At 65.9% G+C, this 16796-nt stretch carries 8 protein-coding genes; 3 read left to right on the plus strand and 5 right to left on the minus strand.

Annotated features, from left to right (window positions below; all coding sequences use genetic code 11):
• From ACSFA7_RS30345 to ACSFA7_RS30365, 5 genes are all read right to left on the minus strand, one after another.
• The coding region (locus tag ACSFA7_RS30345) for an amino acid adenylation domain-containing protein (protein WP_435502780.1) at window positions 1-5046 on the minus strand (5046 nt) is incomplete at its 3' end.
• 99 nt (window positions 5047-5145) lie between these two features.
• Window positions 5146-9441 carry a MupA/Atu3671 family FMN-dependent luciferase-like monooxygenase gene (locus tag ACSFA7_RS30350; RefSeq protein ID WP_435502781.1) on the minus strand — a complete coding sequence of 1432 codons (4296 nt, stop codon included), beginning with the start codon at window positions 9439-9441 and terminating at the stop codon, window positions 5146-5148.
• Window positions 9442-9578: 137 nt separating this feature from the next.
• Complete coding sequence (locus ACSFA7_RS30355) at window positions 9579-9794, minus strand: MbtH family protein (protein WP_435502782.1); 216 nt, start codon at window positions 9792-9794, stop codon at window positions 9579-9581.
• Window positions 9795-10054: 260 nt separating this feature from the next.
• Window positions 10055-10825, minus strand: a complete 771-nt coding sequence (locus ACSFA7_RS30360; RefSeq protein WP_435502783.1) for an SDR family oxidoreductase — start codon at window positions 10823-10825, stop codon at window positions 10055-10057.
• A 59-nt stretch (window positions 10826-10884) separates the two neighbouring features.
• On the minus strand, window positions 10885-12711 hold the full coding sequence (locus ACSFA7_RS30365; RefSeq protein WP_435502784.1) for an ABCB family ABC transporter ATP-binding protein/permease: 1827 nt from the start codon (window positions 12709-12711) through the stop codon (window positions 10885-10887).
• Between the two features lie 269 nt (window positions 12712-12980).
• Here ACSFA7_RS30365 and panD point away from each other — a divergent pair, with 269 nt between their 5' ends.
• The 3 genes from panD to ACSFA7_RS30380 all read left to right on the plus strand — a co-directional run bounded on the left by panD (window position 12981) and on the right by ACSFA7_RS30380 (window position 16778).
• Window positions 12981-13382 carry an aspartate 1-decarboxylase gene (gene panD / locus ACSFA7_RS30370; RefSeq protein WP_435502785.1) on the plus strand — a complete coding sequence of 134 codons (402 nt, stop codon included), beginning with the start codon at window positions 12981-12983 and terminating at the stop codon, window positions 13380-13382.
• Between the two features lie 142 nt (window positions 13383-13524).
• The gene (locus ACSFA7_RS30375) at window positions 13525-16053 is read left to right on the plus strand and encodes a penicillin acylase family protein (protein ID WP_435502786.1); all 2529 of its coding nucleotides are present in this window, start codon (window positions 13525-13527) and stop codon (window positions 16051-16053) included.
• A 5-nt stretch (window positions 16054-16058) separates the two neighbouring features.
• Window positions 16059-16778: an O-methyltransferase gene (locus ACSFA7_RS30380; protein ID WP_435502787.1), complete on the plus strand. Its 720-nt coding sequence runs from the start codon at window positions 16059-16061 to the stop codon at window positions 16776-16778.
• Window positions 16779-16796: the final 18 nt, after the last annotated feature.

Consider the following 16796-nt stretch of genomic DNA (forward strand, 5'->3'; position numbering starts at 1 on the left):
GGCGGGGTTGAGCGAGGTGATTAGTTGCGATGGATTGGTGCTTGAGCGCGCCGCAATCGCAGCCTCGGTGCGTGGGTCATCGAGCAGCAGCACGGGCGTTCCCTGCGGCAGCAACTGCATCGTGGCGGTGTCGCTGATCACGCAGACCGGTGATGCGTCCTGAAGCATGAAGGCCAGGCGGTCCTTGGGGTAGTCCACATCCAGGGGCACGTAGGCAGCGCCGGCCTTGAGGATGGCCCGCAGGCTGACAACGAGTTCGAGCGAGCGCGGCAGGGCGAGGGCAACGAAGCTCTCGGGCCCTACGCCCTGCGCGATCAGGTGATGGGCCAACTGGTTGGCGCGCGCGTTGAGCTCGCCGTAGGTCAGAGAGGCATCCTCGAAGACCAGGGCGGTGGCATCGGGCGTGCGTGCGGCTTGCTGCTCGAACAGTGCAGGCAGGGTCGATTCGGGCACGGGATGCGTGGTGTCGTTCCATCCGAGAAGGATCTGCTGGCGCTCCTCGGGCTGCAGGATCTGGATGCTTCCGATCGGTACCGAAGGATTGGCCGCAACCACCGTCAGCACACGCCGCAGCCGCGCCACGATCACCTCGACCGTCGCCCGATCGAACAGGTCGGTCGCGAACTCCAGCCGCCCGGTCATGCCCTGCGGCGAGCCGTCCTTGCCGCGCTGCTCCCACAGCTCGAACGACAGGTCGAACTTCGCGGTGGTCAGCCCGACAGGCTGGGCGCTGCTTTCCAGCCCGGGCAATGCAAAGCTCGCACGCGTCTGGTTCTGCAGCACCAGCGCCACCTGGAACAGAGGATGCCGTGCCATCGAGCGCGCGGGGTTGAGCACTTCCACCAGCCGCTCGAAAGGCAGTTCCTGGTGTGCATAAGCCGCCAGGTTGGTCTCGCGAACACGGGCCAGCAGTTCCTGGAAGCCAGGGTTGCCCGAAGTGTCGGTGCGCAGCACCAGTGTGTTGACGAAGAAGCCCACGAGATCGTCGAGCGCCTCGTCGGTGCGCCCTGCGATCGGGCTGCCCAATGCGATGTCGGTGCCCGCACCCATGCGGGTCAAGAGGGTGGCAAGCGCCGCCTGCAGCACCATGAAGAGGCTGGCCTGGCCTTCGCGCGCCAGCGCCAGCAGGCCGCGGTGCAGGTCTGCATCGAGTTCGAACCCGAGCCGCTCGCCGTGGTGACTCGACACCGCAGGGCGCGGCCGGTCGGTGGGCAGCACCAGTTGTTCGGGCAGGCCGGCCAGCGCGTGCCGCCAGTGGTCCAGTTGCGTGGCGATGACGCTATCGGCATCCTGCTCGCTGCCGAGCCACTGGTGCTGCCAGAGCGTGTAGTCGGCGTATTGCACAGGCAGCGGCGCCCAGGCCGGCGGCTTGCCCTCGCTGCGCGCGGTGTAGGCCTGCGACAGGTCGCGCGCCAGCGGTGCGAGCGACCAGCCATCGCTGGCGATGTGGTGGCACATCAGCATCAGCACATGCGCATCCGCGCCGGCATCCTGCGGCCCCTCGTCCAGATGGAACAGCCAGGCGCGGAACGGAATCTCGCTCTCGATCGCGAAGCAATGGGAGCCTGCCTCGGCGAGCTGCTGCGCAAGCGTGGCTTCCGTGGCCGTCTTCACCTGCAGGACGGGATGTGCCTCCTCGGCAGGCAGTACGCACTGCCAGGGCGTGGCCTCGTCCCGGCCCGCGAAGACGGTGCGCAGGCTCTCGTGCCGCACGACCAGGTCGTGCATGGCCAGCGCCAGCGCCGCATCGTCGATGTGGCCTTCCAGGCGGAAAGCCAGCACCACGTTGTAGGTGGGCGTGGGCCCGTCGATCTGGTGCAGCAGCCAAAGCCGCCGCTGGGAGAGCGAGAGCGGCACGCGTGCGGGTCTTTCCATCGGCCGCAGCACCGTGCGCGCTGTTCCCGCACCGGCAAGCTGATGGGTCAACTGTGCGACCGTGGGCGCTTCGAACATCGCGCGTATCGCAAGCTCCACGCCCAGCGCCGAGCGGATGCGGCTCACCAGCTTGGTGGCCAGCAGCGAATGACCGCCGAGGTCGAAGAAGTTGTCGTCGATGCCCACCTGCGCAAGGCCGAGGATCTCGGCGAAGAGCGTCACCAGGATTTCTTCCTGCGGCGTGCGCGGCGCGCGGATGCTGTGCGGCGTGAAGTCCGGCGCGGGCAGGGCCTTGCGGTCGAGCTTGCCGTTGGGATTGAGCGGCAGTGCCTCGAGCACGACGATAGCCGCGGGCACCATGTAGTCGGGCAGTTGCAACGCCAGCGTGCGGCGCAGCGCCTGCGCATCCAGCGGCTGGGCATCTTGCGCGACCACATAGCCCACGAGCTGCTTCTGTCCGGGCCTGTCCTCGCGCGCGACGACGGCGGCCTTGGCGACGCCGGGCAGCCGGGTGAGCGCGGCCTCGACCTCTCCGGGTTCGATGCGAAAGCCGCGGATCTTCACCTGCTGGTCGGCGCGTCCGAGGAAGTCGAGCACGCCATCGGGCCGCCAGCGTGCGATGTCGCCGGGCCGGTACATGCGGCTGCCCGGTGCGCCGTAGGGGTTGGCCACGAAGCGCTCCGCGCTCAAGTGGGGGCGCCGCAGGTACCCGTACGACAGGCCCGCGCCCGCGATGTACAGCTCGCCCGCCACACCCACGGGCACCGGCTGAAGCAGCGCGTCCAGCACGTACACCTGGGTGTTCCAGATCGGTCGGCCGATCGGCACGTCGTCCTTGCCGGCCGGTGCGAACAGGCTGTCGCCGGTGGCTTCGGAGAAGCCGTAGAAGTTCAGCAGCCGCGATTGCGGCAGTACCTCGGCGAAGCGGGTGGCCAGCTCGTTGGTCAGCGCCTCTCCGCTGACGATCCACAGGCGGCAGCCGCCCAGCCGCGAGGCGTCGTACTGCTCCAGCAGGTTCGACAGCAAGCTGGGCACCAACGTGATGCGGTCGATGCGGTGGTGCTCGATCAGGTCGACCAGGTCATCGGGCGTCTTCACGGCCTGCGGGCCGGCCATGACCAGCGGCGCGCCGAACAGCAGGGGCCCGAGCATCTCGGTGCTGCCGTCGAAGAAAGCGATCGAGCTCTTGGCGATGGATGACTTGTCCGGCGTGTAGGGATGGGTCTCGTGGATCCAGCACAGGCGGTTGATCACGCCCGAATGCGGGCCCGTCACGCCCTTGGGGCGGCCGGTGGAGCCCGAGGTGTAGATGACGTAGGCGGCATGGGCGGGTGCCAGAGGCCGCACGCGGTCGTCGTCGGTGGGGTTGGTGTCGGGGGCGGCAGCCAATGCGGCGGCGAGCGCGGGGTCGTCCAGCAGGAGTGCGGGCGTGCCCTGCGGTAGCTCGGCGGCGGTCACCGTGTCGCTGAGCATGCACAGCGCGGCCGCGTCTTCCAGCATGAAAGCCAGGCGCTCGGCGGGGTAGGAAACGTCGAGCGGCACATAGGCCGCACCGGTCTTCAGGATCGCCAGCAGGCCGCACACCATCTCGATGGACCGGGGCAGGGCCAGCGCGACGAAATGGCCGGGCCCCGCGCCTCGCGCGATGAGGTGGTGTGCGAGCCGGTTGGTGCGCGCGTTGAGTTCGCGATAGCTCAGCTTCGTGCGCTCGAAGACCAGCGCGGTCGCATCCGGCGTGCGCGCCACCTGTTGCTCGAAGAACGCGGGCAGTGTGGTTGCGGGCACGGCACGCGCGGTGTCGTTCCAGCCGTGCAGCAGCCGTGTGCGCTCGTCGGGATGCAGGATGTCGATGCCGCCGATGGGCCGCGAGGGATCGGCTGCGATCGCCGCGAGCACGCGCTGCAGCCGCGCCGCGAACTGCTCGACCGTCGAGCGTTCGAAGAGGTCCGTTGAAAAGCCCACGCGGCCCGCGATGCCGTCTGCAGCGTTGTCCTTGTCGCGCAGTTCACGCAACTCGAACGAGAGGTCGTACGCGCCGGCAATCGATTCCATCGACTGCGAGCCGAGCGTGGCGAGCCCTGGCAATGCGAAGGTCGCGCGGGTGTTGTTCTGCAGGATCAGCGAGACCTGGAACAGCGGATGCCGTGCCATCGAGCGCGCGGGGTTGAGCACCTCCACCAGCCGTTCGAAGGGCAGGTCCTGGTGCGCATAGGCACCCAGGTTGGCGGTGCGCACGCGCGCGAGCAGTTCGCGGAAGTCCGGATTCCCCGACGTGTCGGTACGCAGCACCAGCGTGTTGAGGAAGAAGCCCACGAGGTCGTCCAGCGCCTCGTCGGTGCGCCCGGCGATCGGGCTGCCCAGCGCAATGTCGGTGCCCGCGCCCAGGCGGGTGAACAGCGTGGCGAGTGCAGCCTGCAGCACCATGAAGAGGCTGGCCTGTCCCTCGCGCGCCAACGCCCGCAGCCGCCGATGCAGATCGGCATCGAGCCGAAAGGGCACCGTGTCGCTGGCGTGCGAAGACCCCGCGGGGCGCGGCTTGTCGGTGGGCAGATCCAGCTGTTCGGGCAGGCCGGCGAGCGTCTGCTGCCAGTAGCGCAATTGCGTGGCGATCAGACTCTCGGGGTCGGCCTCGCTGCCCAGCAGTTCGTGCTGCCAGACGGTGTAGTCGGCGTACTGCACCGGCAATGCATCCCACGCGGGCGGCTTGCCCTCGCAGCGCGCGGCATAGGCCTGCGAGAGGTCGCGTGCCATCGGCGCCCAGGACCAGCCGTCGCAGGCGATGTGATGGCACAGCAGCAGCAACAGGTGCTGCCCGTTCTCCAGGTGGTACAGCCATGCGCGGAACGGGATCTCGCTGTCCAGCCTGAAGCTGTAGGCCGCGGCTTGATCGATGCGTTGCGCGAGCGTGGCCTCGGTGGCCTCTTCCACCTGCAGCACGGGTCGGGCCGTCTCAGGCGCCAGCACGCGCTGCTCGGGTGCCTGCGCCGCGTCCGAGAACACGGTGCGCAGGCTTTCATGCCGCTCGACCAGGTCGGCGAGCGCCGCCGCAAGCGCCGCGTCGTCCATGCGCCCTTCGAAGCGCACCGCCGTCGGCACGTTGTAGGTGGGCGTGGGGCCGTCGATCTGGTAGAGGAACCACAGCCGCCGTTGCGCAAAGGACAGGGGAGTCATGAAGGGGTCCGGACTGGAGGAGGGGTCTTCAGCGGACGGCCGGTGCACCCGCGCCGAAGGCGGGCGAGCACTGCGATCCGCTCGAAAAAGAGGTCGCCGTCAGTTGCTGTTGTCGTACTGCACGGAGGGCCGCGGCAGCTGGTTGCTCTGCCGGATGGGGCGCAGCGCGGTGCGGGCCTTGGGCGCGGTCGCGAGCTTCTCCGCCAGCCGGGCCACGCTCGAGGCCTCGAACAGCGTATGGATGCCGATCTCCACACCCATCGAGGTGCGGATGCGGTTGATCAGCCGCGTCGCCAGCAGCGAGTGGCCGCCCAGGTCGAAGAAACTCTCGTCCACGCCGACCTGCGGCAGTCCGAGGATCTCTGCGAAGAGCTGCGCCAGCGCCTCCTCCTGCGGGGTGCCCGCCGCGCGTTTGGCTTGCGGCGCGAACTGCGGCGCAGGCAGGGACTTGCGGTCCAGCTTGCCGTTCGGCGTGAGCGGCAGCGCATCGAGCCATACGTAGTGCGCGGGCACCATGTGGTCGGGCAGCGAAGCGGCGAGCTGGGCCTGCATCTGCGCCGCGTCGGGTGCCGGGCCCATGCGCGACTTCTTCATGACCGTGGCGAGGTGTTCCAGGTTGTCGAGCACCTGGTCCGCGGCAACGCCGAAGTCGAGCAGGCAGGCGAACTCGTCCACGCCCACCTGCTCCAGCTTGCGCACCAGCGCCAGGCAGGTGTCGGGCCCGCCGATCAGCGACGAGGTGCCGAAGTAGCGGCGGACGGCGGCCACGATCAACTGCTCGGCATCGACCTCGCCGATCGCCTTGTTGGCGATGTCGCCGGCGAGCTCCTGCGAGACGCTCTTGCGCAACTCGGTGTGCGAGCGGAAATACTGGACCATCGGCTCGTGTGCGAGCTGGCGCGCCGTCTCGTCGTCGGGGCCAACGAAGGTGTGCAGCATCAGCGTCACCTTGCGCGTGGCGGGGTCGAAGCCGTTGGCGCGCAACGCCTCGCGGTAGATGCGGATGTTCTCGGTGAGCTCGGGCACCGTGAGGCTCAGCAGCGCGGTCAGCACGTTCGCGCCCATGCGGCCTGCGGCCTCGAAGGTGGCGGGGCTGCGCGTCGCGGTGATCCACACCGGCAACTCGGGCTGGATGGGCCTGGGCTGAAGGCGCACCTGCGTTTCGTGCCCCGCGCCGTTGCGCGCGGCCATCGTGCCGCCGCGCCAGAGTTCGCGCACCTGCTGTACGCCGTCGAGCATGACCTGGAAGCGGTTGGCGTAGTTGTCGGGCGCGAAGACGAAGTCTTCCGGCACCCAGCCCGATGCGAAGGCAAGGCCCACGCGGCCGCGCGACAGGTGGTCGACCACCGACCACTCCTCGGCCACGCGCAGGGGGTGATGCAGTGGCAGCACCACGCTGCCCGCGCGCAGCTGGATGCGCTCGGTCACCATGGCCAGCGCCGCGCTCAACACCGAGGGGTTGGGGAAAGCCGCAGCCACCTTGGTGAAGTGCCGCTCGGGCGTCCACACCGCCGAGAAGCCGTTGCGGTCGGCGAACTTCGCGCCCTCGACGTACAGCCGGTAGAGCTCGCCGTCGGGGTCCTGGTTGGCATCGGCGAAATAGAAGAGGCCGAACTCCGGCGAGCGTGCCCGTGCGGGCATTGCGGCCGTGTCGGGCACGAGGTAGGCGACCAGGCGCTTGCCGCCCGCGGCATCGTCGCGCGCGATCACCGCGGCCTGCTTCACCAGCGGGTGCTTCACCAGCTCGGCCTCGATCTCGCCAGGCTCGATGCGAAAGCCGCGCAGCTTGAGCTGGTGGTCGGCGCGGCCGAGGTAGTCGAGCACACCCTCGCGGTCGAGCCGCCAACGCGCCAGGTCGCCGGTGCGGTACATCCGCTCTCCGGGCGCGCCGAACGGGTTGGCGACGAAGCGCTCCGCACTCAGGCCCGGGCGCTTGAGGTAACCACGCGCGAGCCCGGCGCCTGCGACATACAGCTCGCCCGGCACGCCGACCGGCACCGGGTGTAGCAGCGCGTCGAGCACATAGACCTGGACGCCCGACAGCGGCGAGCCGATCGGCACGCTGGGCATGCCGGTGTCGCCGGTTTCCTCGTCGACCCAGCCCGCGGCGTCCCAGAACTCCGAGGTGCCATAGAGATTGACCAGCAGCGCATGCGGCATGGCCTTTCTGAAGCGGCCGGCCAATTCCGGCGTCAATGCCTCGCCGCCGCACGACCAATAGGTCAATTCCGGAAGACGCTGCGCCAGACCGCGCTCATCGTCGAGCATGGCCTGCAATAGCGAGGGTACGAGTACTATTCTCGTAACTCGCTCGGCAGCTAGTAGATTTACCAGTCCGTCGACATCCTTGGCAATATCCGGTGGCACCACCACGATGCGATAGCCACCAAATAGAGGGGTAAAGACCTCCCAGGCGAAATCGATGAAATTGGGCGTGGTCCTTTGGGCGTAAACCGTTTGGCTGCCTGCCTCTCGCACATCCCATTGCAAACGATTCAAAAGCGCCTTGCAGGTGCCGGTCACGCCTTTGGGTTTTCCGGTGGAGCCGGAGGTATAAAGAATATAGGCAGGATGGAGTGATTTGAGCGGCTGCGTGCGGTCCGAATTCGTGGGGTTGGTGACTGGCAATGCAGAAATTGAATTCCCTAGTGAAAGGTCGTCGAGCTGCAATACTGGAAACTCGATTTCCTTGAACTTGGCGATTGCAATGGAATTTGAAATGATGCATTGCGGACGTGCATCTTCCAGCATGTATTTGAGTCGATCCTGCGGATATTCGATATCGAGCGGAAGGTAAGCGGCGCCGGACTTGATAATTGCCAATAAACTGACAATCAATTGCGGCGAACGGGGCAAAGCCAATGCCACGATGCTTTCAGGCCCGATTCCAAGGGAAATCAGGTGATGTGCGAGTTGGTTCGATTGCCGGTTGAGCTCTTCATGGCTGAAGCTGGTGCCCTGGAAAGAAATGGCGACCGCTTCGGGCGTTCTGGCTACCTGCCGCTCGAACAATTCAGGCAGTGTGACATCGAATTCGAGTGCCTTTTTGCCATTCCAATCCAGCAGGACTTTGCGGCGCTCCATTGCATCCAGCATGTCGATATGGCCGAGTGCATCCGAAGGATTTTTTGCAATGGCTTCGATGAAATTCAGCAGCCGGTTCTGGTGTTTCTCCAGATCGCCTTCGGAATAGGCGTTCGGATTGGCTGTGCAATAAATGTCGATGCTGCTGTCCTGATCCACGAAGAACGAGAACGAAATATCCGAAGCGGAGCGCGCCGACGTGTTGTACGCCTTCGAGGGAAACCCGTCGAATTCGAGGCCCTGCTTGAAAGGCATCACGTTGATGACCGGGCCGAAATCGCTGCCGTAGCCACGGATCTTTTTCGCATCCAGGTAAAGACGCGATGCCGGATAGCGCTGGTGCGGGAGGATATGCCTGATTTCCTTGTCCACGGCCCGCACGATGTCCTGCATCGTCATTTCGGGCGATATCGACAAATGCATCGGCAGCGTGTTGGACATCATGCAGGGAATGGACCCTGTGTCCGGTGTGCGCCCCGACACGGGCAGTGCGATCGAAAGCTCGCGCACGCCCGTCGAGCGGAACAGGTACGACGCCACGGTGGCGATCAGCGCGCGGGTCATCGAAGTCCCGGCCGTGCGCGCCAGTTCCGAAAGCGCCGTGACCGAGGCGCTGTCGATGCGGCAGGTGCGCCGCACCGGCAACCTCGAGAAATTGCGATTGCTGCCACCAAATCGCGCCGGTTCGGGCAATTTCGCCAGGTAGCCTCGCCAGAACTCCCGGTCGGATTCGAAAGAGCACGATGAGAGATATTCCGCCTCGGCATCCAGGAGGCGACTCACCGGAACGAACCATGGCTTGGAGAGTTCGCGGCCTTCGCGCAATTCCGTATAGAGCTCCGCAACCCTGCGCGCGATCAGCGAATAACCGAAGCCGTCGACAACGATATGGTGATAAAGGTGATGCCAAGCAAAACGGTCTGCACCCAATTTGAAAAGGCAGAAGGAGAAAAGCCCGACGTCGGTGGGCAGTCGCGGCTGCTCCATCCTGCGGGAAATGGCGGCGAGCATGGCGCTGCGCGGGTCCGCATCATTGCTCAGGTCGAGAAATTCGATGGAATTGGTAGGTGATCCGCGATCGAAGGTTTGGCGTGGTGTCGTTTCGCCATCGAAGAATCGTGCGCTGAGAATTTCGCTTTCAAGGGCGACCAATTTCAGGCATTTCAGAAATAGCTCCGGTTCGATGAGGCCTGAGATTTCAATGAACTCGCCGACGTTATGGGACGGCTCGCTCGAATAAAACTGTCGCTCGAACCAAATGCCGAGCTGCGCAAAAGTCAGAGGCCAGTCATCGGTGCGGGGCGAGAGCATGTCGTCGAATCCTGTGGGTAATGGGGAATGGAAGGCCAGCGGGCATTGCATCGCGACTGGAGATCAACTCCAGGCGTGCCGTCCGTATTCTTCTATGTGACCTGCCTCCCGGCTCCGCGGGAGTCAATCCGGGATTGCTATTTGGCGTTGTCCATTGCCTTAGCCAGGCTGCGAGGACGCATGTCGGTCCAATTCGCCTCGATGAATTCCAGGCATGCGGACTTCGTCGCAGGACCGTGAATGCTTTTCCATCCTGCAGGAATTTCGATCAATTCCGGCCAGAGCGAGTGCTGGTTTTCGTCATTGATCAATACGCGGTACGAAGCGTCGCTGTTTTCAAACGGATTTGTCATGATTTTCTGGATCGAGAACTGCCAAACGTTGTAGGAGACCCGCTAAAACGTCTCCTGAAGGAAACGTTTTTACTGAGTTGGGTAACATTCAAACACGGTTTCAGTCATTCACACAATGCGAACCTATGTTGTATTTCCCGCGATCCAGAGGCACCAATGCGGTGCGAGGCGAGACTTTTTATTTAGCTTTCTAAGATTAATTACTTTTGTTTTCATTTGCGAGCCATTACTCGAATGGCTCGCACCAAGGCACGAGGCACTCAGCGCGCGTGCGTTGCGCCGCCGTCCACGATCAGCGTGGAACCGACCACGTAGTCGCCAGCGCGCGATGCGAGGTACACGGCGGCACCGGCGATGTCTTCGGGGCTGCCGATGCGGCCCAGCGGGATGTAGGCCGCGAGCTCCTCGGCGTGGTCGCGGGCGGTCTTGTTCAGGTCGGTGGCAAAGGCCCCCGGTGCGATCGCGCTCACGACGATGCGCTCGGGCGCAAGGCGCAGCGCCATCATCCGCGTGAGCTGGATCAGGCCGGCTTTGCTGGCGGCATACGAATAGATCTCGCGTGGGCTGACCGAGATGCCGTCCACCGATGCGATGTGGATGACCTTGGCCAGGTGATGGGCGGTGGCCTTGCGCAGCAAGGGCGTCATGAGCTGGGTCAGGAAGAACGGCGTCTTGACGTTCAGGTCCATCACCTTGTCCCAACCGCTCTCGGGAAACTCGTCGTAAGGCGCACCCCAGGCGGCTCCGGCGTTGTTCACGAGGATGTCGAGCGAGCCTTCGTGTCGGGCGTACGTGTCGGCCAGTGCCTGGGCGCCCTCGACCGTCGATACGTCGGCGGGCAGCGAGAAGCACGGGCCCTGTTCCGAAAGCTCCTTGGCCGCTTGGTCGCAAGCCTCGGCGCCGCGCGCCGAGATGTAGACCCGCGCGCCTTGGATCAGGTAGGCCTCGGCGATCATCCGGCCGATGCCGCGCGAGCCGCCGGTGACGAGCGCGGTGCGGCCCTTGAGGGAGAACAGGTTGGCGAGGTCCATCGAAGTCTTTCTTGCTGAAGGTTGGAGGGGAAGGGCGTCAGCGTCGTCGCGGGCTTTCGCTATGCATCGGCATCGATCTTCTGGTGCGCCCACATCCGCGCATAGCGGCCCTGCTTTGCGAGCAGCTCGGCATGCGTGCCGCGCTCGACGAGCACGCCGGCCTCCAGCACCAGGATCTCGTGCGCGTCGACCACCGTCGACAGGCGGTGCGCGATCATCAGCGTGGTCTTGCCCTGCGCCGCACTGCGCAGTTCCGACTGGATGGCGCGCTCGTTGGCCGAGTCGAGCGCGGAGGTGGCCTCGTCGAAGATCAGGATGGGCGGGTCCTTGAGCAGCGTGCGCGCGATGGCTACGCGCTGCTTCTCGCCGCCCGAGAGCTTGAGGCCACGCTCGCCCACGGTCGTCTCGTAGCCCTTGGGCGTGGCCGAGATGAAGTCGTGGATGCGCGCGGCCCGTGCGGCGCCTTCCACTTCCTCGCGGCTCGCGCCGGGGCGGCCGTACGCGATGTTGTATTCGACCGTATCGTTGAAGAGCACCGTGTCCTGCGGCACGATGCCGATTGCGCGGCGCACACTCGATTGGGTGACTTCCCGGATGTCTTCGCCACCGATGGTGATGCGGCCATGCTGCACGTCGTAGAAGCGATAGAGCAGCCGCGCCAGCGTAGACTTGCCCGAGCCCGACGGGCCGACCACCGCAACGGTCTTGCCTGCGGGAATCTCGAAGCTCAAGTGCTGGAGGATCGGCCGCGCGGCTTCGTAGGCGAAGCTCACGTCCTCGAAGCGGATGGTGGAATCGGTGCCGGCCAGGGGCTGCGCGGTGGGCGCATCCCGCACCTCGTGTTCCTTCTCGAGCAGCAGGAACATCTTGTCCAGGTCGATCAGGCTCTGCTTCATCTCGCGGTAGACGATGCCCAGCGCGTTCAGCGGAATGAAGAGCTGGATCATGAAGGCGTTGACCATCACCAGCTCGCCCAGCGTCATGCTGCCCTCGATCACGCCCGCGGTGGCATGCCACAGCATCAGCATGAGGCTCGTGGTGATCACGATCTGCTGGCCGAAGGTCAAGAGGCTCAGCGTGCGCCGGGTACGCAGGGCGGCCTTGCGGAAGTTGTCCAGGCTCGCGTCGTAGCGTCTGGCCTCGAACTCCTCGTTGTTGAAGTACTTGACCGTTTCGTAGTTCAAGAGGGAATCGACCGCACGGGTCTGCGCGATGGCGCCGAGCTCGTTCATCGCCTTGCGGTGCTCGATGCGCCACTCGGTCATGGCCACGGTGAAGCCGATGTAGAACACCAGCGCGACCACGGTGACCCAGATGAAGAAGGTGCCGAACTTCGTGCCGAGGATGGCGAGCACGAGCGCGAGTTCCACCAGCGTCGGCAGGATGTTGTAGAGCAGCATCGAGATCAGCGCCTGCACGCTGCGCGTGCCGCGGTCGATGTCGCGTGTCATGCCGCCGGTCTGGCGGTCTAGGTGAAAACGAAGACTCAGTGAATGCAGGTGGCTGAATACCTCCAGCGAAATCCGTCGCGTCGAGCCTTCGGCGGCCGGTGCGAAGACGAGTTCGCGCAGCTCGGTGAACAGCACCGTCGACAGGCGCAGCAGCCCGTAGGCGAGCAGCAGTGCCATCGGCACGATGAAAAGCGCCTGCGCCATGCCGGGCCTGGGCGTGACCGCGTCGATCAGTTCCTTGAGCAGAATCGGCACGCCGACGCTCGCGAGCTTGGCGGCCAGCACGAGCACGAGCGAGGCGATCACGCGCCACTTGTAGTGCCAAAAATAGGGGAGAAGCCGGCGGATGGTGGCCCAGGCGGAACGCTCGTCCTGGAGGGCCGGCTGTGTGCGCGCAACGGGAGGGAGGGATATCGATTCTTCGTTGCTGCTCATGAAGGCGGCCGGGCAATGGTGTCTTTCGATTGTGCCCACGTCGCAGGCTTTCGCGTCAATTCATGAAGGTCGGCGCACGCGGGCCCTGGTAGTTTTGCCTGGGCACGTGGCTCTCGCGTAGTAGGAAGTTTTCATCGATGCGCGAAGCACCTGGAGGACGATTGCCAGCGTCTGCAACGGCCCCTAGACTCGCGCCGCTGTCCGGGACCCGCGGTCTCCGGCCCGCAGCACAGGCCCGAAAAATCCCTTCAACCGGAACCATCACCATCATGTTTCGCACGCTACTCAAGTCCAAGATCCATCGCGCCACCGTGACCGATTGCGAGCTTCACTACGAAGGCTCCTGTGCGATCGACCAGAACCTGCTGGACGCCGCGAACCTTGCCGAGAACGAGCAGGTCCACATCTGGAACGTCACCAACGGCGAGCGCTTCGTGACCTATGCGATCCGCGGCGAGCGGGGCAGCGGCATCATCTCCGTCAACGGCTCCGCGGCGCGTCGTGCCGCCGTTGGCGACCTGCTCATCATCGCGGCGTTCGGCCTCGTGCCGGAAGAGCAGGTGAAGGGCTATCTGCCGAAGCTCGTGTTCGTGGACGGCGCCAACGTCATCAAGGAAGAGCGCGCGCACATTCCGGTGCAGGCCGCGTCCACCGAGCCCGCGCTGGCCTAGTTCCGGAGGAAGACGAAGCCGCATGGTGCGAGCAGTTGCACCTGCGGTCTTGCGCGTCTGCGAGTCATGTCTCGTAACCCGATCCCGCGCGGAAATCGGGATACTGTGCCCTGCCATTCCAACAAGGCAGGAGACGAGATCCATGAAAAGAACGAGCCATCGGCTTTCCCTTTGCGCCGTGTCGCTTGCGGTCCTTGCACTCGCAGGCTGTGCGTCCACCTCACCGGGTTCTCCGGGCGGCGACACGCCCACGCGCCCCTCCTCATCCTTCGCCGTCCCCGGCCTCGAGAAGCCCGCCGAGGTGCTGGTCGACCGCTGGGGCGTGCCGCACCTGTACGCCGGCACGCTCTACGACGCCTTCGTGGCGCAGGGCTTCATCGCCGCGCGCGACCGGCTCTGGCAGATGGACCTGTGGCGCAAGCGCGGCCTCGGCGAAATGGCCAAGGACTTCGGCCCCGCCTGGGTCGAGAGCGACCGCGCCGCGCGCGCCGTGCTCTACCGTGGCGACATGTACCGCGAGTGGCTCGCCTACGGCTCCGATGCGAAGCGCGTGGCCGAGGCTTTCACCGCCGGCGTCAATGCCTACGTCGCGCAGGTGCGCGCGCAGCCCGCGCTGCTGCCGACCGAGTTCGCATTGCTGGGCTATCAACCGGCGACGTGGTCGCCCGAGGACGTGGTGCGCATCCGGCACCACGGGCTCACGCTCAATTTCACCTCCGAGGTCGATCGCGCACGTGCCTTCTGCGCCGGCGGCCCCGGCATCAAGGCCGACTGGCTGCGCCGCGAGCTCGATCCGCCGGTCACGCCCAAGGTGCCTGTGGGCTTCGATCCCTGCACCATCCCCGCGGCGGAGCTGCGCGCGGCCTACCTGCGGGCGACCGATTCGCCGCGTTTCACCAAGGAGAACACGCGAGTCGGTCTGAACACGGGCGCGGCCGCCGCGCCGGTGGCGCTGTTGCCCGGCAGCGCCGAATCCATCGCTGCAAAGGCCGAGCAGGACGAGGCACAGCAGCAGGCCCTGCAAGGCGACCCCACGGGCGCCTACGGCAGCAACAACTGGGTCATCTCGCCGAAGCTCACCTCCACGGGCCGGCCCATCCTGGCCAACGATCCGCACCGCTCGCACGGCGCGCCGAGCCTGCGCTACATGACGCACCTGAGCGCACCCGGCATGGATGCCATCGGCGCGGGCGAGCCCTTCCTGCCGGGCCTGTCGATCGGCCACAACGGCACCATCGCCTTTGGCCTCACGCGCTTCTACATGGACCAGGAAGACCTGTACGTGTACCAGCTCAACCCCAGGAACCCCAACGAGTACCGCTACCAGGGCCGCTGGGAGCCGATGACCCGCGTGACCGAACGCATCGCGGTGCGCGGTGAGAGCGCGCCGCGCGAGGTGGTCAACACCTTCACGCGCCATGGCCCGGTGCTGCTTTCCGAGCCCGGCAAGCGCCGCGCGTACGCATTGCGTGCCGCCTGGCTGGAGCCCGGCATGGCGCCGTACTTCGGTTCGATGGACTACATGCGCGCGCGCAACTGGGACCAGTTCCGCGCCGCGATGAACCGCTGGGGCGCGCCGGGCGAGAACCAGGTGTATGCCGACAGCAGCGGCAACGTCGGCTGGATTCCGGGCGGGCTCACGCCGATCCGGCCCAACTGGGACGGCCTCATGCCCGTGCCCGGTGACGGCCGCTACGAATGGTCGGGCTTTCGCAACGGCGACGAACTGCCTTCGGAGTTCAACCCCGCGCGCGGCTATGTGGTGACCGCGAACGAGAACAACATTCCGCCCGATCATCCGGCCGCGAAGAAGGGCGTCGGCTACGAATGGAGCGATGCGGCCCGCGCGCGGCGGTTGAAAGAGCTGTTCGCAGCGAAGGTGGCGGCGGGTTCGCGCTTCACCATCGAGGACTCCGAGCGCATGCAGAACGACATCGTCGCGACGCCCGCGCAGCGGCTCCTGAAGCTGCTGGCGGGCCTGCGCAGCGACGACGCGCAGACGGCAACCGGCCTGCGCCTGCTGCAAGGCTGGGACGGCACGATGGACCGCAACAGCGCCGCGGCCGCCCTCTACGAGGTGTGGAGCAGCAAGCCGCTGCGGGCGGCGGTGCTCAAGGCCGGCGCGGGCGATGTGGGCGCGCCGCTGGCGGCACCCGGCGACAACACCCGCATGGTGCTGCTGCTCGAGAACCCGTTCGGCTGGATCACCGACGCGCAGCGCGATGCACTGTTGCTGCAGACCCTGCCCCCCGCGATGCAGGAGCTCACCGCCAAGCTCGGCCCCGACATGACAGCCTGGAAGTGGGGCACGCTGCACCGCGCGGAATTCCGGCACCCGCTCGCCGGCGTGGTCGATGCCGCCACGCGCAAGAAGCTCGACGTGGGCGACTGGCCGATGTCCGGCTCCAGCTTCACGCCGATGGCGGCAACCTACCGGGCCAGCGACTACAAGCTGACCTCGGGCGCATCGTTCCGCATGGTGCTCGACGTGGGCAACTGGGACGCCTCGCGCGTGATCAACACACCGGGCCAATCGGGCAATCCCGACAGCCCGAACTACCGCGACCTCGCGCCGCTGTGGCTCGAAGGCAAGTACGTGCCGCTGGTCTACAGCCGCGGGGCGGTCGAAAAGGAGACGGTCGAGCGGATCCAGCTGACGCCCGCAAAATAGGCGCCATGACCGTCGACGAACTCAACCGGAAATTTGCCGAATTCCCCGCGCGCCACAAGGAGGTCTCGATCATCGCGAGCATGGATGACGAGCCCGCCCGGCCCAGCCGGCGCCTGATGGACATCGCCCTCAAGGCGTGCTCGGAGGCGATGGACGTGGCATTGCCCATCTACGAAGGCCGCGCGTCGAAGGAGCCGCACTGGTTCGACACCTGGCCCGGCGAGCACTACCGGCTGCTGGCCGCGCTGGTGCGAACGCTGAACCCGAAGACGGTGATCGAGATCGGCACCTTCACCGGCATGGGCACGCTGGCGCTTGCGCAGGACCTGCAGCCTTCGGGCACCCTGACCACCTTCGACCTGCTGGCATGGGACAGCTTCCCCGACACCTGGCTCGCGGCTTCCGACTTCGAAGGAGGCCGCGTGCGGCAGGTGCTGCACGACATCTCCACGCCGGGCGGCATCGAGCCGCATCGCGCGCTGTTCGAGTCGGCCGACCTGATCTTTGTCGATGGGCCCAAGGACGGGCGTACCGAAGCGGACATCCTCGTCAACCTGGCCACGTTGAACCTGTCGCGCGATGCGGTGATCGTGTTCGACGACATTCGCGTCGTGAACATGATCGATATCTGGCGTTGCATCGCGCAGCCCAAGATGGACCTGACCTCCTTCGGCCACTGGAGCGGCACTGGGCTGATCGACTGGAACGGAACGTCCAATCTCTGAACGTTGATGGAAGAGGGC

It is taken from the genome of Variovorax trehalosi, from assembly GCF_051216415.1.
GTDB lineage: Bacteria > Pseudomonadota > Gammaproteobacteria > Burkholderiales > Burkholderiaceae_C > Variovorax.